The organism is Alteromonas sp. R7, from assembly GCF_055755235.1.
In genome coordinates this window covers 554304-579544 of record NZ_JBVTQX010000002.1, presented here as the reverse complement: position 1 = coordinate 579544, position 25241 = coordinate 554304, and the positions used below count along the sequence as shown (strand labels likewise).

Here is a 25241-nt window from a genome sequence, read left to right as displayed (position 1 = left end):
ATATTAAATATAGAAACAGAGAACACAGAATAGAGAAAAACATGCAGCACATTTTATATCTTCACGGCTTTTTAAGTTCGCCGAAATCCATTAAGGCGCAAGCCACAAAAGCGTATTTTGAGCAGCATCACGCAAACGTTACCCTACATATTCCAGAGCTGTCTAATTTCCCCAGTAAAGTAGAAGGCCAGCTAATTTCACTTATTGAGAACACTCCAGCTCTGCTTGAAAACGGGCTGAAGCTTATAGGTAGTTCAATGGGGGGCTATCTCTCTACGTTTTTGCTTGAAAAATTTGGAGGCAAAGCGGTGTTAATTAACCCTGCAGTTCGCCCCTACGAGCTGTTGCAAGGCTTAATCGGCACTCATGAAAATCCTTACAGCAAGGAAAAGTTTGAAATAGTTGAAAGCGATATAGGGGTAATTCAAGCGTTAGAGGCAGCGTCAATCAAAGAACCAAACAGTTACAAAGTGTTGCTTCAGACAGAAGATGAAACGTTGGATTACCGTTTGGCTGAAGAAAAGTACGCGCAAAGTCACCTGGTTATTGAAGAGGGTGGCGATCACAGCTTTGTAGGCTACGAAAATCACTTGCCTGCTATTGCCGAGTTTTTGCTGAAATAAGCGCATTGCCAGTCTTTACTAGCCCTGCTAACATCAAACATATTGCTGTGCGGCGCTATACTATATAGCTAACCTTAGTGCTGCGTATCTCTTTCTTTGTCGCTGGCTTAAATAACAACCATAACTATGTCAAATCAATACAATTCAGATGCTATCGAGGTTTTAAACGGCCTCGACCCCGTAAAACGCCGCCCTGGTATGTATACCGACACTACCCGCCCGAATCATTTGGGTCAGGAAGTCATCGATAACAGTGTGGATGAAGCGCTTGCTGGGCATGCCTCTAATATCAAAGTTATTTTGCATGAAGACCAATCGTTAGAAGTTATCGACGATGGTCGTGGTATGCCGGTAGATATTCACCCTGAAGAGGGAATATCAGGCGTAGAGCTTATTCTATGTAAACTTCACGCAGGTGGTAAGTTTTCAAACAAAAACTATGCCTTTTCTGGTGGTCTTCACGGGGTAGGGATCTCGGTAGTTAACGCGCTTTCAACCCGCGTAGAAGTGACTATTCGACGAGACAGTAACGTATATCAAATCGCCTTTGAAAACGGCGACAAAGTCGAAGACTTACAGGTTATCGATACCTGCGGTAAACGCAATACAGGAACCCGTGTTCACTTCTGGCCTGACCCGCAATATTTCGACTCGGCAAAATTCTCAGCCAGCCGACTTGTGCACAACTTGCGCGCTAAAGCGGTGTTAAGCCCGGGTCTGCGCATTCGTTTCGACAACAAGATTACCAAAGAAAGCCAAGAGTGGTATTACGAAGATGGCCTTAAAGACTACCTCTACCAAGCGGTAGAAGAGTTTGAAACCTTACCGTCTGACACGCCGTTTGTGGGTACATTCAGCGGCAATACAGAAGCCGCCGATTGGGCTGTAATGTGGTTGCCTGAAGGTGGAGATTTGGTAACGGAAAGCTACGTTAACCTTATTCCTACAGCGCAAGGCGGTACACACGTCAATGGGTTGCGCCAAGGCTTACTGGAGTCAATGCGCGAATTCTGCGAATTTAGAAACTTAATGCCCCGTGGCGTTAAGTTATCGCCTGATGATATTTGGGACCGCTGTGCTTATATCCTGTCGACTAAGATGCAGGACCCGCAGTTTGCCGGGCAGACTAAAGAGCGCCTGTCTTCACGTCAGGCCAGTGCGTTTGTATCAGGTGTAGTGAAAGACGCATTCAGCCTTTGGTTAAACCAACACACTGAAATTGCTGAAGCGCTTGCTGAAATGTGTATCAACAATGCACAGCGCCGTCTGCGTCAAACCAAAAAAGTTGCGCGTAAAAAGGTCACTCAAGGGCCTGCACTACCAGGCAAACTGACCGACTGCTCATCACAAGATATTTCGTACTCTGAACTGTTTTTAGTAGAGGGGGACTCGGCGGGTGGCTCGGCCAAGCAAGCGCGAGACCGAGAGTTTCAGGCAATTATGCCGCTGCGCGGTAAAATCCTGAATAGCTGGGAAGTCGACTCTTCTCAAGTGCTGGCATCACAGGAAATTCACGATATTTCAGTTGCGCTGGGTATCGACCCAGATTCAACCGACCTGTCTGGTTTACGCTACGGTAAAATTTGTATTCTTGCCGATGCTGACTCTGATGGGCTACACATTGCTACCTTATTATGTGCGCTCTTTGTTCGTCACTTCAGAACCTTGGTAGAGCAAGGCCATGTGTATGTTGCTATGCCGCCGCTATTTAGAATAGATGTAGGCAAAGAAGTGTACTACGCGCTAGATGAAGGCGAGAAGCAGGGCATCCTTGACCGAATTGAAGCGGAGAAAAAACGCGGTAAAGTCAACGTACAGCGCTTTAAAGGCTTGGGTGAAATGAACCCGCTACAGCTTCGCGAAACAACCATGGATCCGAATACCCGTCGACTTGTTCAGCTGACCATTGAAGACGCTGAAGAAATGATGGAGCTGATGGACATGCTGCTTGCTAAGAAGCGTTCTGGCGACCGTAAAATATGGCTCGAAAGTAAAGGTAATATGGCTGAAGTGGTACTGTAACACGCCACTTTAATGTTTGTGCACAGAAGCGTGTGCAGAACACTCTGCTTAATAGTTTAATGTTGAAACGCCGAGAAACTACCCTGACACGGGAAGTTCTCGGCGTTTTAGTTTGTGCATTTGCAATAAAATACTGCCGCGCATAATTACGCTCGTACCATTTAAGATAAGCAGCGGCCAGCTTTGGCTTAATGGCATTGTTAGGCCAAACAATAAAGTGCTAACGTCTTTTATCAATATATTGCGAAACAGCGCAAATGACAGCGATCCCACTTTTTGTCTGCGCTGCAGTACAAACCACTGGTGCAGTGAACCTTGAAATAAGATAACGGTAACGACCAGCATTAAGGTGTTTGCGCCAAGCTGTGCAAGCGTTGGGAATGGCCGAAAAGCAATGGAAAGTGTGCCACCAATAAGGGCTAGCAAGGCAATAGCGGCAATATAGCCTGAAATTGAAGTGCGCCTGTGTTGCCATATTTTCCAAATGATAATGAGCGTAAGTATGAGCGCGCCAAATCGTGTCCACACCAAGTAATGGTTGAAAGGCTCTACCGAAATGCCAAATAGGAAAATTGAGAAAAAGGCAAAATAGCTAGAGCCAAACTGGTTAAGTGACAGACTGTGGTTAGCATCGTCACTTTCGCTAGAAACGGGCACTTGAAAGCGCGTCATGGCCTTAATTTGTGACCATAATCCTAACCATGTCAGTAAAAACAGCGCGGCACTGGCAAAGCCTAAAATGTGGTAAAGCACCCAATTTGCTCCACGTTGAAAATGTTCTAGCTCGTGAATGCCCCAGTGTACCACAGCACTGGCACTGTTCTGGCATGTTCTGACATATGGCATGCAAACAATCACTATTAACAAAGCACTGCAACAGGGGCTAAAGGTGTTATCGTTTTTTCGGTATCGATGACACCCAATATGTTTTCAAAACCGGTATTGAACTAGCAAGGAGGTTTATTTTGGCATTGCACTCAGTTTCTTCATCAACCCGCCAGTTAGCGGTAAGCGATAAAACCACAACGCTATTATTTGATCACGACGGTACCCTTATTGACTCAGAATCCGTACATTTTGACCTGTGGAAAGACATTTTGCTGAAGTACGATGTTGAACTAAGCGAGGATTTTTATTGCGAAGTGATGGCGGGTATTCCTGTAAAGCAAAATGCTGTCGATCTCGTCGAACATTTTAACATCGATATAGCGCCGCAGCAGCTGGCAGAGCAAAAACACAAAAGCATTAGCGATTACTTAGACAAGAAAGCTTTCCCCTTAATGCCGTTTGCTAAGGAAGCTATTAAACAATGTGCAAACAAAGGCTATACCATTGGCATTGTGACTGGGGGAAGTAAAAAGTCGGTGGAAAAAACCTTATCTCAGTATGATTTGAGTGCTTATATATCTTGCGTGGTTTCCGTTGAAGACGTTGAAAACAGCAAACCAGCACCTGACTGTTACGCGCTTGCAATGGACAAGCTAGGAAAAATTCCAGATGAATGTGTAGCAATTGAAGACACGCAAACCGGCATGACAGCGGCACTTGCGGCAAACCTAGCCTGCGTTGTGATACCCACGGATTTGTCGAAACATCATAACTTGTCTGGTGCCACAGTGCGGTATACAAGCTTGAAAGACTGGGTGGACTGCGAACTCGTTTTTTAGCGAATGCGGTGGAGGTTAATTGCCGACTTGTCGTGCCACTTGTCACTGGTAGCGCGAAAATAGATAACGTAGTATAACCAGCACGTTAGGGCGTAACTTTCTTTGTTTTACAGCGAAGAATGCCAGAGGCGCTAACTTATTTTTTATTAATTATTATGACAGGTACAGCTGATTTCTCATGATATTGCGTAGCGTAAAATGGCTCTTGATTACTTTTGCCATCATTGTTGTTCTGCTTGTAGTAAGCGTTGCTACGGTTACGGTTATGGCTGTGCAAAAAACGCCATTAGTCGCATCGACAGCGCCCACACAGCTAGATGGTGCTGATAGCGTTAATGAACTCCTCGGTCAGCTGCAACAGGCGTTTTCTCGCCGAGAAGAAGGCCATCAAGTTACGCTCACCGAAACCCAAGTCGAAAGCTTAGTGGGTGTGTTACAGCGTGCATTACCTGACTTTAAGGGCGTAGTGAATATCACGCCGTTGGCGGGAACCATTAACGTCACTTACGCTATCAACAATACGGGGTATTATGTAAATGCGTCAGCACTAGTACTGCCTGGAGATAGCTTGCGTATAGAGCAAGTCCAAGTTGGCGACTTAACCATTCCGGGTCGTTTTTTACTTGGGTTTTTAGAGCGTACGGTGAACTCTTATACGCAATCAGAAATAGCCACCATTGCGTTATCGCGGGTTGAACGTGTGACCATGAGAAGCGGTGAACTTACCCTTGATGTTGGGCGTTTAGATGAGCTGCTAAGCGAGTTAAACGTGGTGGCGTCGAACATGTCGGTAAGCGAACAGACCGAGCTTCAGCAGTTATCTGCGTACTATTTACGGTATTTGTCTGGTAGAGAAATAGCCTTATCAAATAAACCGGTATCCCTTATTGAATACTTGCGCGAAGGGATGGCGCGGGCGAGAGAGCAAAGCCAAACCCCTCAAGATGCAGTACTGCATAATAATGCGGTAATCCTCGCTTTAGCGGTTTACGTTGGGCATCATCGTGTTGGTACTTTGGTGGGCGACATCCAGCCAGATTCCGAAAAAGCGTTAAAGCCTCGCAGAGGTGCTGTGCTGCACAAGCGCAACGATTTGGCTCGTCACTTTATTATTTCTGCTGCATTGGAATTGTTGGCGGAACAAGGCATGTCCCTAGCAATTGGCGAGTTTAAAGAACTCATGGACCGCGGTAATGGTGGCTCTGGCTATAGTTTTGTCGACCTGGCAGCTGATATGTCGGGTACTGAGTTTGCAAAAGTTGCGACCCATCCAAATACTGCAATGGAAGTGCAAAACGCGATTGCGCGCATTCAAAGTGAGCTTGAAATCATCCCGCCTATCGATGGGCTGCCTGAAGGCTTAAGTAAGCAAGCGTTTACCGAACAATATCAACGGGTAGACAGCAAAGCGTACTTAAAAGAAGTGCAGGAAATTAATCGGAGAATTGCCTTGCTGCCGCTTTACCAAAAATAAGTGGTAAGGCGCGTGAGAGTGCGCCGAAAGTAAGAAGCCAACCTATAAAAAGCCCGCTATGAAAGCGGGCTTTGTTTTATTCATTTGCAGTTCTACACTACTTTTGGGATAGAGACTGCTGAAATTGCGCAATGGTCACCAGCGCCAACTCTATTTTTTTAACCAAAGGCGCAAGTGCCTGCTTAGCGTCATCATCATCCAGTTCCTTTAGCGACTGCCAGTCGTTCGCTATCTCTTGTACATAGGGGCCAAAGCGTTTTGCTGATGTGCTAAACCCACTGTCGTCAGCGAATACTGCTGCAAACTTACCTTTTTGATCGCGCTGTAAACTATCCAGTATTTGGTCGGCATCAACGGCTTTGCGGTGTAGCGTTTGAAGTGTTTCTTGAAGTTGTTGATGGACAGCTTGCATCTCTTGGCTCTGTTGCATAGTCACGCCTTTATTTCTAATGTGATTAGGAGTGCGTACTACCTGCACACCTAAGTTTATATGAGTTGCGTCGCAATTATTTTTTGCCACGCCAAATGTATTACGGTAAATAATGGTTAAAGTTTCGCCTTTCAAGGCCGATAACTTAACGATGTTGTAAATTACAAAGCTTGCGGTTCACTAACGAATTTGCTGATTACGTAACACTCAACACATCGTAAGGGTGGGCAATTCTGCCCATTTTTTTACTTTGCTACAAGCAACAAAGGAAAATGGTATGGATCTACAAGGTACTAGTGCCTCTGGAACGTCCGGTGCGTCACTTGAGTTGGCCTCTCTTAAGTTGGCTAAAAGCCAACAAGAGCAAGAGGGACAAGCGTCGCTTCAGTTGCTGGAATCAGCTTCTGACGTACCAAAATCGTCATCTTCAAACCCCGCGTTAGGCGCCAACGTCGATACCTTCGCGTAAGTTAGGGATGCAACTTTAAGTCGATAGGCGTTTTGCCGGGTTGACCGCCAATTTCTCTCACCAGTTTTGGCACCAAGAAGCCCGGCAGGCGCTTTATCGCTTTTTCCATAATTTCGCGGCCTTCATCATCACTCACATAAAAATGACTCGCACCCTGCACTTTATCTAACACGTGCAAGTAATAGGGCAGTACTCCAGCCTCAAATAGCGTTTCACTTAAATCACTTATGGCATCGCCGGAATCGTTTACGCCTTTTAGCAATACCGATTGATTGAGCAGAGTCACACCTCTCTCTCGTAGTGTGTTTAATCGGGATTTTAGCGTTTCTGACATCTCATTTGCGTGGTTTGCGTGCAGCACTAATACTTTTTGAAGCGGCAATGCGCTAAACCATTCAACGAAGTCATGGCTAATTCGTTCTGGTAGCACTACCGGCAGACGGCTATGAATACGCAGTCGTTTTATATGGGGAATGGCGGCAATTTCGTTGGCTAACCATGACAAATGATCATCTTTCGCCATCAGTGGGTCGCCACCTGAAAAAATCACCTCATTAATTTTGTTATTACTGCGAAGGTATTCAAGCACATCAAGCCATTGGTGCTTACTTACCGCATTGTCGGCATAAGGAAAATGGCGTCGAAAACAGTAACGGCAGTTTACTGCACAGCCAGTGCGAACCATTAACAACACGCGAGAATCGTATTTGTGCAGTATACCTTTGCCTGCGGTGTCGTGCTCGTCTAACGGATCTTCGCTATAACCGGGTGATGTTAGGAATTCATCGCTGAGCGGCATGACTTGCAAAAACAGCGGGTCGTTGGGATTTTCTTTTTCCATCAGATCCACAAAATGTCGTGGAACACGCATAGGAAAAAGACGACGTGCTTTAATGTGTTGTGCGTATTTTTCTTGGTCTAAACCTAAGTGTTGCAATAGCTTTGCAGGATCAGTAAAGCTACTTGCTAATTCTTTTTGCCAGTTATGCTCTACAGAAATCGGTTTTTTAGGTATTATTTGTTCCACGAAACTTTTTGTACCTTATGTTTAGACAGAGGAATTATGGCTAATTACAGCACTAACGAGTTCAAAGGCGGCCTGAAAATCATGCTGGACGGCGAACCTTGCAACATTCTAGAAAACGAATACGTAAAGCCGGGTAAGGGCCAAGCGTTTAACCGCGTAAAAATCCGCAAGCTTATTTCAGGTAAAGTTTTAGAAAAAACTTTCCGCTCAGGTGAATCAGTAGAAGGCGCTGACGTAATGGATACGGAACTTGCCTACTTGTACACCGACGGCGAATTCTACCACTTTATGAACAACGATACATTCGAACAAATCGCTGCAGACGAAAAAGCGGTAGGCGAGAATACCAAGTGGTTGGTAGAAAACGACGTTTGCACCATTACACTGTGGAACGGTTCACCTATCACAGTAACGCCGCCAAACTTCGTTGAGCTTGAAATCACTGAAACTGATCCTGGTCTTAAAGGTGATACAGCAGGTACTGGTGGTAAGCCAGCAACGCTTAGCACTGGTGCAGTTGTTCGCGTTCCTCTATTCGTTCAAACAGGCGAAGTTATCCGTGTAGATACGCGCTCTGGCGAATACGTGTCTCGCGCACAAAAATAATATCTGAGACATTCTGTATACGTGTAAAGCCGGTGCCTTAGTGTACCGGTTTTTTGTTTTAGCTATTCTTCTTAGGTTTGAATACATGCAATCTTGGCAGCCTACTACCACTCATGAAGCCCGTGTTGCGCGAGCAGAATTACTCAGAACAATCCGTGAGTTTTTTTACGCAAGAAACGTGTTAGAGGTCGATACGCCTTTACTTTCAAACGGTACGGTTACCGATGAGCATTTAGATGCGTTTGATACACAATTCAATTTTGCCTCATCCGGTAAGCCAACTACGCTGTATCTTCAAACTTCCCCTGAATATGCCATGAAGCGGTTACTGTGCGCTGACAGCGGTAGTATTTATCAAGTGTGTAAAGCGTTTCGCCATGAAGGTGAAGGGCGCTGGCACAACCCAGAGTTTACCATGCTAGAGTGGTACCGCTTAGGTTTTGATCATTTTGCGCTAATGGACGAGGTTGACGCCTTGCTGCAAGAAACCTTAAACACGGCTTCGGCCGATAAGATGACGTATCAGAAAGCTTTTCAAACCTATTTAAATATTGACCCGTTAAGTGCTGATAACGACGTTTTGTTAAAGGCAATGGAAGAGCAGAACATAGATATTCATGCGCCGCAAAATCTAAGTTATGACAGCAAGTTACAACTGTTATTCAGCTATGTAATCGAACCTAAAATCGGTAACGAAAAACCGTGCTTCATCTACGATTTCCCTGCTTCTCAGGCGGCGCTTGCCAAACTAAGCCCAGTTGATGAACGGGTTGCCGAACGCTTTGAGGTGTATTACCAAGGCGCTGAACTTGCTAACGGTTTTCATGAGTTAAGTGCAGCAAAAGAGCAGCGGCTGCGCTTTGAAACGGATAACAGAAAGCGCGAAGAACATGGCCTTCCCACTAAGCCCATTGATGAAAACTTTCTAAGTGCGCTTGACGCAGGTTTGCCACCGTGTGCGGGTGTGGCGCTGGGCATCGATCGTTTGCTTATGCTTAAAACCAATGCAAAACACATTCAAGAAGTGATCAACTTCACGGTAAGCAGAGCTTAGAGACTTTTAATGGGGCAGAAAAGCGAAGGCTTTGCACCTAAATATTTACAAAACATTAAATTAGTTTAGATAAGGGGTAACTTACATTGGCCTGCGGTTGACATGAGCACGGCAATGCTGAAAAATGTTATAACATCACTAGATAATGTTATAACATCCTCAGAGGAATACCCATGAAAATGCGTTCGCTGCTAAGTTTGTCCATAGCAGGGCTGTTAAGTGCGCCTGTGTATGCCACCACAGTAACGGGAAAAGTCACCGACACGGCAGGGCAACCTATTGCAGGGGCTGAAGTAAAGATTGAAGGCAGCCGCCGTGTAGCATACACCGATGCAAATGGTATTTACCGTTTTGACGATGTAAAGCAGCCACATATTCATTTACATGTTTATTCTTCTAACTACATTCATGGTGATAACGACTTAGGCGACGTAAATACGGGTCAAAATGTAGACTTCGTTTTAAAGCCTGCATCCGTCGAAAATATCGTGGTTACCGCCAATGCGCTTCAATCATCAGTACTGGAATCTGTTACGCCAGTGACCGTCATTGGTGCTGAAAAATTACATAAAATAGAAGCACCAACCTTAGGGGAAACCCTAAAAAACGCGCCTGGTGTGCACAGCACTTATTTTGGCCCGGTTTCAAGCAGCCCAGTTATTCGCGGTAACGACGGCCCGCGTGTCAAGATTGTTCAAAACGGTTTGGATGTTTCTGACGTATCTCGTGTTGGGCCAGATCATAACGTAGCAACTACCCTCTCAAGCGCAACCCAGGTGGAAGTGCTTCGAGGCCCTGCAACACTCCAATACGGCAGTGGCGCTATTGGTGGTGTGGTTAACGTGGTTGACAAACGTATTCCTCAGTATCAGTTAGACGGCGTAGAAGGCGAAGCTGAAACTAGCTACAGCACAGTGAATAACGGCTCGTATACCCGTGCAGATGTAACGGGTGGCAGTGGCAATATTGTATGGCATGTCGACGGGTTTTATCGCGATACAGACAACGCGGATATTCCGGGTTTTGCGTCTATCGAACCCGATGAAGATGAACCAAACGGTGTGCTAGAAAGCAGCGCAATGGAGACGCGTAACGTCGTTGCTGGTTTATCTTACGTGGCTGAAGAAGGCTACTTCGGTTTTGCTGTTGAACAACTCGACAATAAATATGGCGTACCTGGCCATAGTCATGCTCATGGTGAGGAAGAGCACGATGAAGAGCATGAGGGCGAAGACCACGACCTTGAAGAACATGATCATGAAGAACACGCTGAAGAAGGCGTGTTACTTGATGTAGATATGACCCGTTATCAAGCAGCCGGTGAGTGGCACTCTCCAGTACGTGGACTTACAAACCTTAAGTTTGCCGCAGCCTACACCGATTACGAACATGCTGAAATTGAAGATGGTGAACCAGGTACCGTATTTACTAATGAGTCGAGCGATATCCGTCTTTCTGCTTACCACGAAGAAGTGAACGGCTGGCACGGCGTATTCGGGCTACAGTTTAATCATAGTGACTACAATGCCGTGGGCGAAGAAGCCTTTACCCCAGCTAATACCACATCAAGCTACGCACTTTATGTTATAGAACAAAAGAAAGTAGGTGATGTAACCTTTGAGCTTGGTGGCCGACTAGAGCGAACGACATTAGACGCTGATGCCAGCGAAGTGGAACTTGACGTATTGCATGATGAGCATGAAGGCGAGGAGCACGATGAGGAACATGAGGGTGAAGAACACGAAGAGCATGCTGTTGCTTTCAACTTCCCTGACTACGACTTCACCAGCCTATCACTTTCAGCGGGCGCTAACTGGGAATACCAGGAAGGTCACTCAATTGCCGTAACCCTATCACGCAGCGAACGTGCACCAAGCCAGCAAGAACTTTTCTCTGCTGGCCAGCATTTAGCAACGCAAAGCTACGAAGTAGGTCTAGTATTTGATATGGACGAGGAAGGCCATATCGAAGAAACACTTAAAGGCGTAAAAGAAGAAGTTAGTACCAACCTAGATATTACTTTCCGTAAGTTTACCGGAAGCTGGGGCTACAGTGCGTCGTTCTTCTACAATCAAGCAGATGACTATATCTTCCAAACAAGCACAGGCTTAATTGCGCTCAGCGAGCACGAAGAACACGATGAGCACGAAGAGGAAGGATTAGAAAGCGAGCACGAAGAACATGGACATGATGAACACGGCGATGAAGAAGGCTTGCCAATTTATTATTTCCAACAGGCTGACGCTGACATCTGGGGCTTTGAAGCAGAAACTTACGTTGATTTAACAGACACGCTACGCTTAACCGTATTTGGTGACTATATCCGCGCAGAAATTGAAGACGACAACCTTCCGCGCACGCCGCCTATGCGCTTTGGTAGTGAATTAAGCTACGTGAACGATGGTTTAAGTGCTGACGTTGGCTTTACGTGGTACGACGACCAAAATGACGTTGCGTCATTTGAGACTGCAACCGACGGCTACACCTTGGTTAACGCAAGCGTGCAATATGAGTTTGGCACGCAGGGCATTGACTGGGTAGTGTTTGCGCGCGGTGAAAACCTAACTGACGAGGAAGCCCGTGTTCATACATCTTTCTTAAAAGACCAAGCACCGCTTCCAGGTAGAAACTTTACTATGGGTGTGAGAGCGTTGTTTTAATTAAACAACTCCACTGCGGTATACAAGGCGATGTATTGGGGCTCTCAGTACATCGCCTTTTTTTATACTAGGGGAAAGTGGTCAGTACGATTTTTTCCAGTTGAATAAACTGCAAAGATAAACATGCTTAAGATGGTAAACGTCGAGCGGTTGTGAAGTAGAGGTGAAAATGAATGACATAGCGAATTGGTTAAGTACGCAAACCGAAAAACACATGGTGTTAGGTTATGGAAGCTTACTTAGCAAAGACAGCCGAGAGCGCTACTCCAACATTTTTACACCAGGGATCCCTGTGACGGTTTCTGGCTTCGAAAGGGCATGGGTGACGCGAAGTCTTCATGAAAAGCAGACTTACGTTGGCGCCGTGGCTAATGCGCATAGCAAATTAAACGCCCAGCTTATCCCAACACAAATTAACCCTGCCTTACAGGAGAGAGAAAAAGACTATCGGTTTGTCGAAGTAAGCGCTAAAGCACTCAACTTTCATCAACACAAGGGTTCTGCGTCCTTAGACGATGTGCTTGCACAATTTACCTTTTGGATTTGCGAAACACTCGATTGTACACAGGCAAATGACGCCTATCCCGTACATCAAACGTACGTAGATACATGCTTGAGTGGATGCTTAGAGCACGGTGGTATAGAGGAAGCCGAGCGATTTATCGCCCATACATCGTTGTGGGAGCACCCAAGAGTAAACGACAGAACGAACCCGAAGTACCCCCGCGCGGCAGTGGTCAACCCAGACCACTTTGAGCACATAGATAGGCTTCTAGCAAAGAGATAGTGTTTGCCTTAGGTCTTACTTCTAGCTATACATTCAAATGTAGAGGTACAAAAGCGAGTACTACATGCGCGTCATAAAAACTTTGCTAAAAGGATTAGTGTGAACACAAACACCGCTATTTTTATAAACGATAAAATAACGCTACGGCCGCTTACTTTTGATGATAAACACTGGGTTCTTGCGCTGCAGCAGGACCCGCTATGGCTTAGATACATTGGAAGTAAAAATGTCGAAACAGTAGACGATGCGTGTGACTACATTGGCAAAACAAATGCGCAGCGCGAAGAGTGGGGGTATGGCCTGCTGGCTGTCGAATTAACCGAAACCAAACAACCTTTAGGGGTTTGTGGTCTCTTCAATCGCTTTGCATTTGAATGTCCAGATTTAGGCTTTGCCATGCTGCCTGAAGCAAGAGGCAAGGGTATATGTTATGAGGCATGTCAGTGTGTTATTGCGTGGTCTGCGTCTAAGGGCTATCGTTTTTTAACAGCCATGACGCACCCAGAAAATATGGCGTCGCAGAAGCTTTTACAGCGCTTAGGGTTTAACAAGCAGGGCTTTTACTTCGACAAAACGTTCCCAAAACAGCATTTGTTCAGGTTGGAATTACGATAACTTAAAAAGAAGCGCTAGTTCAGAAATACTTATTAATTTTATTATACTTTTGTCTAATTTGGTGCATCGCTTCGCTATGGTGCCTATCTAAACGATCTTCCTCTTATATTCGTGTTGTTAGAACGTTAAAAGATGTTTTTTCTTGAGTATCTTAACGTGCTGGATACGTAATCTATCTCTGTGAGATGGCATTTCGTCCAATCTTTATCTCTTTCCCATCGTCTTGGTATAGCTATTGAAAATGCTCTTAAGTTATCACCGCATAAGGAAGTGCGCAGAACAATAATAGGGTTGCTTATCAGACTATAAAAACAGATAAAGAAGAGCACAACTATGAACACAAGACGTACACACAAAAGCTTTAAATATTCGTTGTTGGCCGGTGTAATTGGCCAAGCATTGATGTCATCACATGTGAATGCTCAACAATCGCAAACAGATCAACAAACCGAAACTGAAGAGAAAATTGTCGTAACTGGGCGGCGCGTTTCACAAACGGATATTGCGATTGGTACCGATGAAGCCACCAATACACTTGCCGTAAGCCGCGAAGAATTGCTTTCAGCTCCCTCAGGAATATCCGGCCTGAAAATGTTGGAAAGCTTACCGGGCTTCAATGTACAAACCGATGGTGCTCTGGGTCTTTATGAGTTCGGTAATTCGGTTCAAGTGAGAGCGTTTCAGCTCAGTCAGATGGGTTTTGTGCTTGATGGAATTCCTATGGGGCGTTCTGATGCATTTGGCGGTAGCCCAATCTTTCGTTATGTTGATAACGAAAATTTAGGGGCTGTAATCGCCTCTCCAGGTGCGGGCGATGTATCTGCTCCAACTTACGCGTCACTGGGGCCTATTGCACAATATAATACGGTAAGGCCTTCGGATGAAATGGGCGGAATGGTGGCCATTACCGCGGGTGACTTCGATTTACAACGTACTTTCGTGAAACTGGAAACGGGTGATATTGAAGGATTTAAGGCTTACGTTAGCCGTTCAAAAACCGATTCTGAACTATGGCGGGGCCCTGGTACAATCGACCGTGAGCACATTGAAGCTAAGGCGCTTTACGAGTTTGGCAGCAGCTATATTCAAGCTACATATGTTTCCAATGACTTTTTTGATTATGACTCGCCCTCTGCGCCAGCGTCAGTCTTTAAAGATGACTATTACTATAGTTACTTAGACACCATACCTGAAGGATGTATCGAAGCGCAGCCTGAAGTATATGACTTTAACGGTGATGGCACTATAGACGATACTGATTTTACGCCTGTATTCACAGGTTCAAACTGTACAAGCTATTACGAAGACAGAATTAATATACGCGACGACAAGCTTTATTCATTAGGCTTTGGTACTTACTTAACTGACGAAGTACAGCTTGAAGTTACAGCTTACTATGAAGATAAAAATGGCTATGGAGTTTCGCCTGATAGCTACACCAACACACTAAGTATTTATACTGATCAAGCTGCCGCAGGTCTAGATGTAGTTCACCCTAGAGGAGTCCAGTACGGCCTATCGACAGTTGGTGGTGAACGTGAAGGTCTTGTTGGAAGTGTGACCTGGTTCATGGGAGATCATAAATTAGAAGCAGGTGGTTGGATTGAAGAGGATACTTATAACCGAACACAAGCCCGCCTTAACAAAACCGGGGGGAGTGCTGATGGTGAAGTTATTTACGATGAGGTGGCGTACTATCGTCGCGACTACACTGCAGTTCGTGATACTACGCAACTCTTTATAAAAGATAACTTCAGCATGATGGATGATGACCTTCTGTTGGAGGTTGGCTTTAAGTCACTGTCTATAGATTATTCATTAGATGGCTATCGCGATTATGACGACTATGAAATTGATGGAGAGCCTGGCTATGGGCCGCAATCAGTAGACGCTGAATACACCGATAATTTCTTACCAATGGTGGGGGCTGTATATCGTCTTAACGATACTGATCAGCTTTTTGCTTCCTACGCGCAAAATTTTGCATTGCCAGCTGGAACCGACGACATCTTTGATAACGCGGTAGGCTTTGATGTGGAAGCACCGGAAGGTGAGGAAGCAGACAACTATGAACTGGGCTTTAGAACTAATCGCGAGCATTACAACGGGGCTGTTGCGCTGTTTTACACACGTTTTGATAATCGTTTAATTGCAAGTAGCGTCATCAATCCTGCTACAGGTCAGCCAGAAACCTTTTATGTGAATGCTGGTGCATCGAAAGCTTATGGTATTGAGTTTAGTGGTGTTTTTCAGCCAGACATGTTCGATAGAAAGCTCTATTTCAATGCAAATGTTTCGTTTAAAAAAGCAGAGTTAGTGGATGGTTTTGCAGGCAATCCTGCTGGTAGTCAATTACCCGATAGCCCTGAATGGCTAATGACAGGTGGAGTAACTTATGAACCTACTGAGTGGTTGGTTGCTAACTTCTCAGCGAAGTATACAGATATCCGCTATACCGACTTCAACGAAACGTATGAGCTAGAAAGCTATTTGGTGGCGCAAGCTTACATTGATATTGGAGGCCCGAACAATTTTGGGATGCCAGAAAATGTTCGACTGCGGTTTAATGTAGATAACGTGTTTGATAAAGAAGTGATGTCTTTCGGTTTTACGGGCTCTTCGTTTGGACGACCTTTAAGCCCCCGTACATTCCAAGCAACAGTAACGGTGGATTTTTAAATGATGAGTGTTAAAAGTATGAAGTTAGGTGCGATTGCTTTCTCTTTATCCATATCTTCAATGTGTGTCTGTGCACAGTCGCCTGGTAATGAGTCTAAAACTCAAGCGTTTCATGAATCCATAGTTGTAATGGACACCCATTTAGACACGCCAGCGTTACTCGTGCAGCCGGGCTTTGACATTATGCATGCCCATACGGTGGATGGAGACTTCTCTCAGGTCGATGTGCCAAGAATGGATGCCGGAGGTCTAGATGGTGGTTTTTGGGTTATATACACATCACAAGGGCCGGTAACTGATGAAGGATTCAAGTCTGCTCGAGATACGGCGCTGCTGCGAGCGATGGCAATTCATAAGATGGTCGAAGCCAACCCTGACACTTTTGCTCTTGCTACTAACCCGGGCGATGCAAAAGCGATTACTGATGAAGGAAAGAAAATTGTCTATATCAGTATGGAAAACGCCTACCCACTAGGAGAAGACTTAAGTCTCTTAGAAACCTTCTACAAGATGGGCTTAAGAATGGTTGGGCCTGTACACTTCAAGAATAATCAATTTGGCGATAGCTCAACCGATCCCAATGGCCAACAATACGGAGGCTTGTCTCCGTTGGGAGAAAAGTTGGTAAAAAAGGCAAATGAGCTAGGGATTATTCTAGATGGTTCGCACGCTCATGATGAACTCTTAGAAGACATGATTCGATTGTCCAAAACACCAGTGATTCTTTCTCATTCTGGCACTAAGTCGGTCTATGATCATCCGCGTAATATTGACGACGAGTTGCTTAAAAAGTTAGTTGAAAGCGGCGGTGTTATTCATGTAAACGCTTATGGGTCCTACCTAACAGAGCTACCGAGCGACCCAGAACGCAAAAAAGCATATGGAGAATTGTTTAAGCAAATGGGTAATATTGCCGAGATGACTGCTGAAGAAGTCACGGCATTAAAGCTTAAGCGAAAACAAATTGATATGGAGCACCCAGCAGTTCGTGCCACCTTCGAAGATTATATGGCGCATTTCCTTCACATTCTGAAAATTGCGGGTCCTAAGCATACTGGTGTAGGTGCAGACTGGGATGGAGGCGGAGGTGTTGAGCGCATGATGGACGTTGCTGCACTGCCTCTTATAACAGAAAGGCTTTTGGCCGAAGGATATACCGAAGAAGACTTAGCGGATATTTGGGGAAACAACGTTCTACGCTTGCTTTCTCAAGCACAAGACTACGCCGAGTCTTTAAAATGAACCTTGCCTAAATCGTAAAAAGTGTCCTTATCTTTACAAGATAAGGACACTAATGTCTTTAAAGTTAACGCTAATTTTAGTTGGGGAGCTTTACAACGGTGGTAACACGGTCATCTTTTTAATAATGATCGGCTCAATGGGTACGTTATTCGCGTTAAGGCGAATCGAATATTCAGTTTCTACTTCCGACATGGCATCAACAATATCTTCGCCTTCAACAATTACGCCAAAAACCGCGTAGCCCCAGTCTCTTCCGGGGTTTAAGCTGCTGTTGTCATTCACGTTGAAGAAAAATTGTCGGTTTGCGGTATGCGGGTCACCTTGTCTTGCCATTGCAATAGTGTGCAGGTCGTTAGTCAAACCGTTACCAGACTCATTGAAGATATCTGGAAAGTTCGACTTGCCGTTGAAGTCTGCCGTATAACCACCACCTTGCACAACAAAACCAGGCACGATGCGGTGAAAAATGGTGTCTTCGTAGGCGCGCTTATCAACATAACGAAGAAAGTTATTTACGGTAATTGGCGCACGTCTTCTGTCCAGTTCAACCACAATATCGCCCATGGTGGTTTCTATTTTCACCCGAGGGTAATAGTTATCTGGCTGAACCTGAGACCCATCGTCTTTCTTGGCCATAACGGGTGAACTGCTGCCTATTAGCATGATGGCGGTCAGCAGTGATAAAAGTATTTTCTTCATAAAAATGCCTTTAAATGTTTTCCTTAATTCGCGCATGTTTTTTGATCGCTTATCGTTTTGCAGTGCCTAAGATAACGAACTTTTTGTCACTCGCAAGTACCTTAGCGCCACCAAACAACTTTTTAAGTTTAATGTGATAGTCGAGGTGCCGGTTACCAACCACCACTAAGTGACCGCTTTTAATAAGTACGTCCCGGGAATCAGTGAACATTTGCCATGCAATATGGTCAGTGATTGCGTTTTGTTGATGAAACGGTGGGTTACACAGAATTTTGGTAACAGCAGGTTTATTCTCTCTATTGATCAATGTTTCAAGGCAATTACTTGCAACAAACTCACATTGATCAATTTTATCCGGGAAGTTGTTGAGCACATTGAGTCTGGCACTTTCTAATGCCATATAGGACTCATCCACAAATATTACTTTGGCATCAGGGGCAAGAGAAAGGGCATTAACCCCCAGTACTCCGTTGCCGCAGCCTAAATCTACCACCACATCATTAGCGCTCACCGTCATATGTTCAAGCATAATGCGCGCGCCTATATCTAATGACTGTCGAGAAAACGTATTAGCCAGATTGTCTATAGTTAACGCCGTTCCCATCGTACTTTTACACTGCCAGCGCGTCGGATAGGGCGAGTCAGATAGTTTTATTGACTCACGAGGCGAAGCGAACACAAGCCGCGATTTCTTCTTGGCAAGGGACGTGGTGGTGGGGCCAATATATCGTTCAAATAGGTTGAGTACGGATTTTGTGATGGTCTTCACTTTACCGGTTGCGATAACACGCGTGTCAGGTGTTATATATTTTTGTAAATCAATAAGCTGTTGTTCAAGAAGTGCAAGGGCGCGGGGGACCTTCAGCACAACAAGACTCGGCGCCTTTTCTGGCTTAAACGTTAAGCTTTGCACGCTAGTCAAGGTTTTCAGCGGCGCGGTTAGCAGGCCGTTTTTATTACCCGTTTCTGCATTACTCAGTAAATGATTGGCTTTTAAATTCTCAGAGAGTGATCGCAAAGATATGTAGGAGTCAGATACCCAGTAAGGTGCTAAGTGCGAAAACCAACAACCCAACGCGCCGAAATCGTCGTTAAAAATCATCATTGAGCCATCATTGTCACCACTGCCAATTGAAAGCGACGCTTCACTTAGTAAGCTCTCAATGTGCTCAATAACGAGTTCATCAGCGCTATCCCATGCTTGAAGGCTTATGTGCTGGTGCTTTTCAGGGTAGCGAATAAGCGAGAATTGTCGGTCGGCAAAAATAAATTCTGTATTCATTGGAGTCTGTTTTCAGAGATGGCTCAAAGCACTCACATACTTTTGGGAATGCCTATTTGGTTTATGTACGCGTTGCCTATCTTATCATATCAGCTACGCGGCTCTAACCAATAACGTGTTATTCTTATGCCGTGCAATGTTGATGGTGACAATGTAATGGTGGAAGAATCACTTTTATAGCTCGCAGAAAAATCCACATTAGCAATGCATGCGTAATTAAGGTGTAATTGGAGGAACTTCAAAAGTGTGTTTAAGCACTTTTGAGATCAAGTGCCCACAGCCAAAATTAAAAATCACCGGAAATATCATAGTTACGCATGCAGTTTTCTCTTTTCGAGACCCCAGAAAACAATAGCTCATCTCATAAGCTCCCGCTGTCAGAGGGCGACGTCACTTATTTTCCTCAAGCACTGTCAAAAGATGATGCAGATACTTTTTTTGAGTTACTGAAGGCCGAGTTACCCTGGCGTCAGGACTCGATCAGATTGTTTGGCAAGCCGGTAAAAATTCCCCGCCTTCAGAGCTGGCACGGCGATGACGATTGCACCTATACCTATTCGAATTTAACCTTGTCGCCAAATCCGTGGACGAACAGCCTTTTAAGCATTAAGGATTGTTGTGAAGCGTTATGTGCTGCAACCCAAAATACAAAGTTCAACAGTGTGTTAGCGAATTGGTATCGTGACGGACAAGATAGCATGAGCTTTCATTCAGATGATGAGCCTGAGTTGGGTATAAACCCGGTTATTGCATCCGTCACCTTAGGTGAAGCAAGGCCCTTTGTTTTTAAGCACAAAGAAACAAAGGAAAAGTATACACAGGTGCTTGAGCACGGCAGTGTATTAATTATGGCAGGAACGACACAAAGTCATTATGTGCACGGTATTGCGAAGACGGCTAAGCCTATCGGTGGTAGAATTAATCTTACATTCCGACATCTTATTCACAGAACAAGGTAAGCCAAATGCAAGTAAAAGCGTTTCTGGAAACTACGATTGAAGCTGCACTTAACCCGAGTTTTCTCGAGGTTGTAGATGAGAGTTTTATGCACAATGTTCCAGAGGGGGCTCAGAGTCATTTCAAAGTAACGGTAGTGAGTGATGCCTTCGAGGGCAAGCGCTTAATAGCGAGACACAGAGAAATTAACGGTCTTGCGGCTGAAGCGCTGCAAGGGCCTGTTCATGCGTTGGCACTCCACACGTATACGCCTGCAGAGTGGGAAGCTCGAGGTGGGCAATCTATGGTATCGCCAAACTGCCTAGGTGGTAGCAAGCACGACCAATAACGCTCTTTTTGTACTAAATGGAAGTAGATTTATGACAAGCAGTGAAACAAAAAACAGCGGCGCGCTAGCCTCTTACTTAGACATCATTAAAACACCCTCTATTCAGGTGTTACTACTTGGCACCGGTTTTTTGCTTATGATGTTGTTTGTCTACATGGGCGTGCTGACTACGTTTGACAATGCGTTATTCAATGTAATCAGCGAAGTAGGCAATGTATCGGGTTGGAAAGAAGACGCGCTTCGCGATATCACCGCGTTAGGCAGTAATACGGCACTTATCTTTGTCACGATTTCAGTTGCCGGAGCCTTGGCGATGGCCGGTGAAAAGAAAAAGGCACTGACTTTTTTGATTGCTGTTGCCGTGGGGATCGCAACGACCTTCTTACTCAAAGCTGGCATCGACAGGCCTCGTCCTCCGCTGCCCATGCAGGATGTAAGTGTGTATACACAAAGCTTCCCCTCTGCACATGCTACCTTATCTACGCTTGTTTATTTCTATATCGCCTATTTGTTAACGTACTTCACGCAAAACGCTTCAGTAAAAGTGTGGATCTACATGGCAGCCACCTTTCTTGTATTTTGTATTGGCTTAAGCCGTATTTTATTGGGCGTGCATTGGCCTAGCGACATAATTGCAGGGTGGTTTGCTGGTGGCAGTATGGCTGCCTTTTGCTTTTATATCATCAAGTGGAAACGCAAACTGCGTATAAAAGACGAAGGTTAAACGTGCAAGATCTCAAACGGCTAGGCGACATTATTAAGCGGGATCCTTTTCGCATGCGTTGCCTTCGCGCTTTGAGAGCGCTCGATTTACCGCAAGGGTACATTGGTGCTGGATTTGTTCGAAATGCCATATGGGATGAGTTACACGCAAGAGCGACCCCAACTCCGCTTAACGATATTGATGTAATTTACTTTAGTGGTGGAATTAATCCGCCGCAAAGTGTTGCGAGTGCCGATAATACATTGGAATCAGTACCTCAACCGCAAGCTTACTCACCAAATTCTGCAGCCGTCAAACCAGGGCTAAAAGCACAAGAACAAGCCATAGAACGCGAGCTAGCGCGTATGGTTCCTCAAGCTAATTGGCAAGTTAAAAACCAAGCGCGTATGCACGTAGCTCACGAGCACGCTCCCTATCAAAATTGCCACGACGCTATTTCTTATTGGATAGAACGAGAAACCTGTGTTGCGGTTCGTCTTTTAGCTAATGATGATTTAGACATACTCGCGCCATTTGGCTTGGAAGCAAACTTCGCCGGCACCATAAGTATTAACCCAAAATATCCAAGGCCCGAAGTTTTTAAACCGCGACTTGCTTCTAAGAACTGGCTTACTGTTTGGCCTTTGTTGAAAGTTCATAAATAACTGGAAAGCAGTACATATTTGTACGAATTGGCACGCAATGTTTCAGACTATACTTTGATTAATCAAAGCCATAATAAACGTTCTTCTGCACAACAATACATTGTTCATTTCTGCATTCATACTATCAGTAAAGCATTACGAATTAGCCAATTTATCCCGGCATTTCCTCTGTACCTATCGTCGAAAAAATTACGAAAGAACGTAGTTACAGTAAACGCGGCACACGTGTGTTGCATAAAAAACTTGCATTCATGTAACCTTTGGGTATCATTGATGCCTAAGGGTTACATATGATCCGTTTAGGTATCACATGTGACATTAGAACGCAGTGAGCTTTAATCGGCATCAATGCGCCGTTAATAATAGGGAATTTAAAAATGGCAACATCAATTTTGGTACCACCAGAGACGGAACAAGAGTATTTAACAATCACGGGTAAAGTCAGTCTCGCCTTAGCTTTATTTGTGCTATTCCAAGTTGCATTAGCTGTAATTGGCAATACAGACTCAGTTATTTACTGGGCATTAGAGGTAGCTTCATTAGCAAGTGCTATTTACTGCGTAGCATTAGGTATTAAATCAACGAAGTTTGCCAAAAATATATCCCGGTTGGGTTTTTGGACACTAACATTTGACGATGAATATGTGGACTACGTCAGCTCATTTAGCTTGCGCATTACCTGTCATATACTGATTTTCGGCACACTGATTCTCGCTTTTTGGGGGGACAGTAGGTGGTTTGTAGAAGTAATTGCTCCCTTTGAGATTACCAATGCTCTTCAAGTCTTACTTGGTGTAGCCGCGGCTGCTCATGGAACATCCATTTTGTGGAAGTTGCGCGAGGAAGAGCTAGATGAATGAAGATTTAGATAACCACATTCACAAGCTCCGATTGCAACATAAAATCTCTCAGCAAGAGTTAGCTGATGCGATAGGTGTTTCCAGAAAAACTATAAGTACCGTGGAAACCGGACGTTTCACACCATCGGTAGTTATTGCTCTAAAAATTGCCGAATATTTTGCTATTCCAGTTGAGCAAGTATTCGCACTTAAATAAATCGATACATTGGAAATATTCTGTAGTGGAAGCCTATTAAAGGGCGCTGCACAAAAAGTCGGAATTTGTGTTGAGCCGGAATTTACCTTCCTACTGAGTTTTTCGTTGTAATATTTACGATCTTAGCGGCAATAGCCGCTATGGTCGTATTTTCGCTCATAGCTTGTTTTTGCAGTCGACGATACGCGTTATTTTCGCTTAATCCGAATTGCTCCATTACTACCAGTTTTGCTCGCCCAATCAGTTTTTGTTCCTGTATTGCACGCTTGGCCTCTTCGAGCTCTCGACCCATATCTTCTATGTGTTGGGCCTGTGAACGCAGTAAATCATAAAAAGAGCGGTGAGCAGATAAAGTTTTCGTTTGCTCGTTAAGTGATAGCGTTTTGATTTCGTCTTCTTTGGTGTCTTCCGCGAGTCCAGGCATACTTGGATCGAACAATAAGGTGAGCGGTGAGCCATCAGTGGCGTGTTCATCATTGAAGCGCGTAAGCAACTGCTGATGATTGGCCATCTCATTTTTTGCATCGGCCACTTTACTGTTAGCTTGCTGAGTAAGGGCCTCAGTGAGCGCCACTTCGATAGTCTGCATTGCATCCATTCGACGTGTTGCTACATCAAACCAAACTTCCGATATTTCTCCGGCAATCGGACTGCCGTCACCAAGCTGTGCAATCATATTTCTAAGCTGTGTAATATCGATTGCAGCAGGGCTTTTGTTCAACGCGTCTAATGCATCTTTATGCGGCTTACAGCTAAACTCACAAAATATACTGAAGTGATGTTCTTGGGCATGCTGAAGCGCGGCCAGCTTTTCACAGAGGCGAACATCGAAATGAGTTTCTGCGAAACCAATAGCGCCCCACGCCCGCTCCTGCCCAGCGTATTCTTTTGCCTGCATAAAGTTGAACAATGCAACCAATAAGCGAGTAATTGTCGGGTCGCTTGCAATATCTGCCGCTTCAAAAATAACCGTAAGTAAACTGGCAACAAGGCGACTGTATGCTCGTGTGGATTCCAGTGGTGTCAGCAGCTGCTTGCTTACTTGTTCTCTCAGTCTGGGCAGGTAGTCCGTCGCCTGCATAGCAAGTGTAATGCTGCTCAACAACCGCGGGTTACCCGTGGTGATCTCATCTGTCAGGTAGAGCGATTTCAAGTGGCTTTTCAACATTGACTCCGCTTGCTCGCTAGCACTGACGTACTGCATTCGCTCAGCGGCATAACGCTCGCCTTTTGAAGCAAGAAAGATATTGCTGGCCCCACGCTCTTTTTGCAGTTCATGAATAAGTTCTCGAACGGCAATTACAATTCGACAATTACTAGATAGTTGCTCAAGCACGGTTATTTCGGCGTGCTTGGCCGCTAGCAAAAAGCGCTTAGTGGCGTCGCTACAAAGCGCAATGGTCTGTTCTGGTTCATGAAGCATGTTAAGGCCTGCTAATCTTCGGTACACACGTTTCGAATTTTTTCTTGATGAGTGCATCTATTGGCGAAACGTTTTTTGAAACTCATTGCTCTTAGCCCCTGCACTCAGCAGAGCAATACGTGTACCAAGCAACACTTATGCCCTGTTTATTAGAATTAATGAAGATAAGCGTTAGAGTGAACAAAAACGCCCGGAGTGCTGACATTTCGCGGCATGTGATTCGGCTGGAACTTTTATTTAAGGTGACTTTATAAGGGGGGACGGAAAGGTTAGCGGCGTCAAGAGGGAAGTTGATAGGGAAGAAGCTGCGCCAAAATGGTGCAGCCTCGCAAACTATGTGGTTTTGCTTTCCGGATTAGTTTCTGACTACGCGAAGAAACCAACCTACAAACAGTGATATTAAGAAACCGAAGAAGGCAATCATTGTGGTGATGGTTAGCATTTGTCCAGAAAAATCAGCATTCTCGCCAGTGTGCTCGCTAACCAGCATTCCTGATGCTTTAAAGATAAACAATGCAGCTACAGAAAATAGTAAAATAACAGCGGTCGACATGATAGTGGCTTTCCAATAAGCCTTCGGCGACATCCAATGAATAGCGCCTGCCACTAGCACGCACAAAATAGTCAGAATATAAGGTACCACTTTAACTCCTCGTTGAATAAGACTTGTGCCTTATTGCGACGTCTTACCGTAGCCCCGTATTAGAAATCGAAGCGCATTGAACGACGCGGTTAATAAAAACCATTATACGATGCCATGTACGATGCAATTT

Annotated in this window: 25 protein-coding genes; 18 read left to right on the top strand and 7 right to left on the bottom strand. The window is 44.9% G+C overall.

Annotated features, from left to right (window positions below; translation table 11 throughout):
- Nucleotides 1–41: 41 nt before the first annotated feature.
- A complete protein-coding gene (locus tag AC0J2X_RS05315) occupies nt 42–623 on the top strand; it encodes a YqiA/YcfP family alpha/beta fold hydrolase (protein ID WP_061439462.1) in 582 nt (193 codons plus the stop codon).
- 126 nt (nt 624–749) lie between these two features.
- On the top strand, nt 750–2645 hold the full coding sequence (gene parE, locus AC0J2X_RS05310) for a DNA topoisomerase IV subunit B (protein WP_014997265.1): 1896 nt from the start codon (nt 750–752) through the stop codon (nt 2643–2645).
- 78 nt (nt 2646–2723) lie between these two features.
- Here the strand turns inward: parE and AC0J2X_RS05305 are convergent, their stop codons facing one another.
- Nucleotides 2724–3398: a hypothetical protein gene (locus tag AC0J2X_RS05305; RefSeq protein WP_283645331.1), complete on the bottom strand. Its 675-nt coding sequence runs from the start codon at nt 3396–3398 to the stop codon at nt 2724–2726.
- A 212-nt stretch (nt 3399–3610) separates the two neighbouring features.
- Here AC0J2X_RS05305 and AC0J2X_RS05300 point away from each other — a divergent pair, with 212 nt between their 5' ends.
- Both AC0J2X_RS05300 and AC0J2X_RS05295 read left to right on the top strand, forming a co-directional pair.
- Complete coding sequence (locus AC0J2X_RS05300) at nt 3611–4312, top strand: HAD family hydrolase (RefSeq protein WP_472995835.1); 702 nt, start codon at nt 3611–3613, stop codon at nt 4310–4312.
- Between the two features lie 178 nt (nt 4313–4490).
- The gene (locus AC0J2X_RS05295) at nt 4491–5786 is read left to right on the top strand and encodes a hypothetical protein (protein WP_472995834.1); all 1296 of its coding nucleotides are present in this window, start codon (nt 4491–4493) and stop codon (nt 5784–5786) included.
- Nucleotides 5787–5883: 97 nt separating this feature from the next.
- Here AC0J2X_RS05295 and priC read toward each other — a convergent pair whose 3' ends face one another.
- Nucleotides 5884–6216: a primosomal replication protein PriC gene (priC, locus tag AC0J2X_RS05290; RefSeq protein ID WP_187447272.1), complete on the bottom strand. Its 333-nt coding sequence runs from the start codon at nt 6214–6216 to the stop codon at nt 5884–5886.
- 277 nt (nt 6217–6493) lie between these two features.
- On the opposite strand from priC, the gene AC0J2X_RS05285 reads away from it, so the two are divergent.
- Nucleotides 6494–6685: a hypothetical protein gene (locus AC0J2X_RS05285; protein WP_044556911.1), complete on the top strand. Its 192-nt coding sequence runs from the start codon at nt 6494–6496 to the stop codon at nt 6683–6685.
- 1 nt (nt 6686) lies between these two features.
- On the opposite strand, the gene epmB is transcribed toward AC0J2X_RS05285, so the two are convergent.
- Nucleotides 6687–7712, bottom strand: coding sequence for an EF-P beta-lysylation protein EpmB (gene epmB / locus AC0J2X_RS05280; protein ID WP_472995833.1), 1026 nt, complete (start codon nt 7710–7712; stop codon nt 6687–6689).
- A 36-nt stretch (nt 7713–7748) separates the two neighbouring features.
- On the opposite strand from epmB, the gene efp reads away from it, so the two are divergent.
- The 7 genes from efp to AC0J2X_RS05245 all read left to right on the top strand — a co-directional run bounded on the left by efp (nt 7749) and on the right by AC0J2X_RS05245 (nt 17355).
- Nucleotides 7749–8318, top strand: a complete 570-nt coding sequence (gene efp / locus AC0J2X_RS05275; RefSeq protein WP_014948217.1) for an elongation factor P — start codon at nt 7749–7751, stop codon at nt 8316–8318.
- Between the two features lie 64 nt (nt 8319–8382).
- A complete protein-coding gene (epmA, locus tag AC0J2X_RS05270; RefSeq protein WP_276205092.1) occupies nt 8383–9372 on the top strand; it encodes an elongation factor P--(R)-beta-lysine ligase in 990 nt (329 codons plus the stop codon).
- 173 nt (nt 9373–9545) lie between these two features.
- Nucleotides 9546–12032, top strand: coding sequence for a TonB-dependent receptor (locus AC0J2X_RS05265; protein WP_069943723.1), 2487 nt, complete (start codon nt 9546–9548; stop codon nt 12030–12032).
- A gap of 169 nt (nt 12033–12201) precedes the next feature.
- Nucleotides 12202–12819, top strand: a complete 618-nt coding sequence (locus tag AC0J2X_RS05260) for a hypothetical protein (RefSeq protein WP_069943724.1) — start codon at nt 12202–12204, stop codon at nt 12817–12819.
- A gap of 99 nt (nt 12820–12918) precedes the next feature.
- Nucleotides 12919–13434: a GNAT family N-acetyltransferase gene (locus AC0J2X_RS05255; RefSeq protein ID WP_069943725.1), complete on the top strand. Its 516-nt coding sequence runs from the start codon at nt 12919–12921 to the stop codon at nt 13432–13434.
- Nucleotides 13435–13767: 333 nt separating this feature from the next.
- Nucleotides 13768–16113, top strand: a complete 2346-nt coding sequence (locus AC0J2X_RS05250) for a TonB-dependent receptor (RefSeq protein WP_069943726.1) — start codon at nt 13768–13770, stop codon at nt 16111–16113.
- Between the two features lie 3 nt (nt 16114–16116).
- Complete coding sequence (locus AC0J2X_RS05245; RefSeq protein ID WP_420920261.1) at nt 16117–17355, top strand: dipeptidase; 1239 nt, start codon at nt 16117–16119, stop codon at nt 17353–17355.
- Between the two features lie 90 nt (nt 17356–17445).
- Here the strand turns inward: AC0J2X_RS05245 and AC0J2X_RS05240 are convergent, their stop codons facing one another.
- Complete coding sequence (locus AC0J2X_RS05240; protein ID WP_014975652.1) at nt 17446–18054, bottom strand: peptidylprolyl isomerase; 609 nt, start codon at nt 18052–18054, stop codon at nt 17446–17448.
- Between the two features lie 49 nt (nt 18055–18103).
- The gene (locus AC0J2X_RS05235) at nt 18104–19336 is read right to left on the bottom strand and encodes a methyltransferase (protein WP_069943728.1); all 1233 of its coding nucleotides are present in this window, start codon (nt 19334–19336) and stop codon (nt 18104–18106) included.
- A 317-nt stretch (nt 19337–19653) separates the two neighbouring features.
- On the opposite strand from AC0J2X_RS05235, the gene AC0J2X_RS05230 reads away from it, so the two are divergent.
- The 6 genes from AC0J2X_RS05230 to AC0J2X_RS05205 all read left to right on the top strand — a co-directional run bounded on the left by AC0J2X_RS05230 (nt 19654) and on the right by AC0J2X_RS05205 (nt 23045).
- Nucleotides 19654–20295: an alpha-ketoglutarate-dependent dioxygenase AlkB family protein gene (locus AC0J2X_RS05230; RefSeq protein WP_069943729.1), complete on the top strand. Its 642-nt coding sequence runs from the start codon at nt 19654–19656 to the stop codon at nt 20293–20295.
- Nucleotides 20296–20300: 5 nt separating this feature from the next.
- The gene (locus AC0J2X_RS05225) at nt 20301–20621 is read left to right on the top strand and encodes a BolA family protein (protein WP_014975655.1); all 321 of its coding nucleotides are present in this window, start codon (nt 20301–20303) and stop codon (nt 20619–20621) included.
- A 31-nt stretch (nt 20622–20652) separates the two neighbouring features.
- On the top strand, nt 20653–21345 hold the full coding sequence (locus tag AC0J2X_RS05220) for a phosphatase PAP2 family protein (protein WP_069943730.1): 693 nt from the start codon (nt 20653–20655) through the stop codon (nt 21343–21345).
- 2 nt (nt 21346–21347) lie between these two features.
- Nucleotides 21348–21989 carry a nucleotidyltransferase family protein gene (locus AC0J2X_RS05215; protein WP_069943731.1) on the top strand — a complete coding sequence of 214 codons (642 nt, stop codon included), beginning with the start codon at nt 21348–21350 and terminating at the stop codon, nt 21987–21989.
- Nucleotides 21990–22366: 377 nt separating this feature from the next.
- Complete coding sequence (locus AC0J2X_RS05210; RefSeq protein ID WP_039231818.1) at nt 22367–22849, top strand: hypothetical protein; 483 nt, start codon at nt 22367–22369, stop codon at nt 22847–22849.
- Nucleotides 22842–23045, top strand: a complete 204-nt coding sequence (locus AC0J2X_RS05205) for a helix-turn-helix transcriptional regulator (RefSeq protein ID WP_014948230.1) — start codon at nt 22842–22844, stop codon at nt 23043–23045. The genes AC0J2X_RS05210 and AC0J2X_RS05205 overlap by 8 nt, the downstream gene beginning before the upstream one ends.
- A gap of 82 nt (nt 23046–23127) precedes the next feature.
- On the opposite strand, the gene AC0J2X_RS05200 is transcribed toward AC0J2X_RS05205, so the two are convergent.
- Together AC0J2X_RS05200 and AC0J2X_RS05195 are read right to left on the bottom strand one after the other, a co-directional pair.
- Nucleotides 23128–24468: a nitrate regulatory protein gene (locus tag AC0J2X_RS05200; RefSeq protein ID WP_069943732.1), complete on the bottom strand. Its 1341-nt coding sequence runs from the start codon at nt 24466–24468 to the stop codon at nt 23128–23130.
- A 355-nt stretch (nt 24469–24823) separates the two neighbouring features.
- The gene (locus AC0J2X_RS05195; RefSeq protein WP_014948232.1) at nt 24824–25111 is read right to left on the bottom strand and encodes a hypothetical protein; all 288 of its coding nucleotides are present in this window, start codon (nt 25109–25111) and stop codon (nt 24824–24826) included.
- Nucleotides 25112–25241 lie beyond the last annotated feature (130 nt).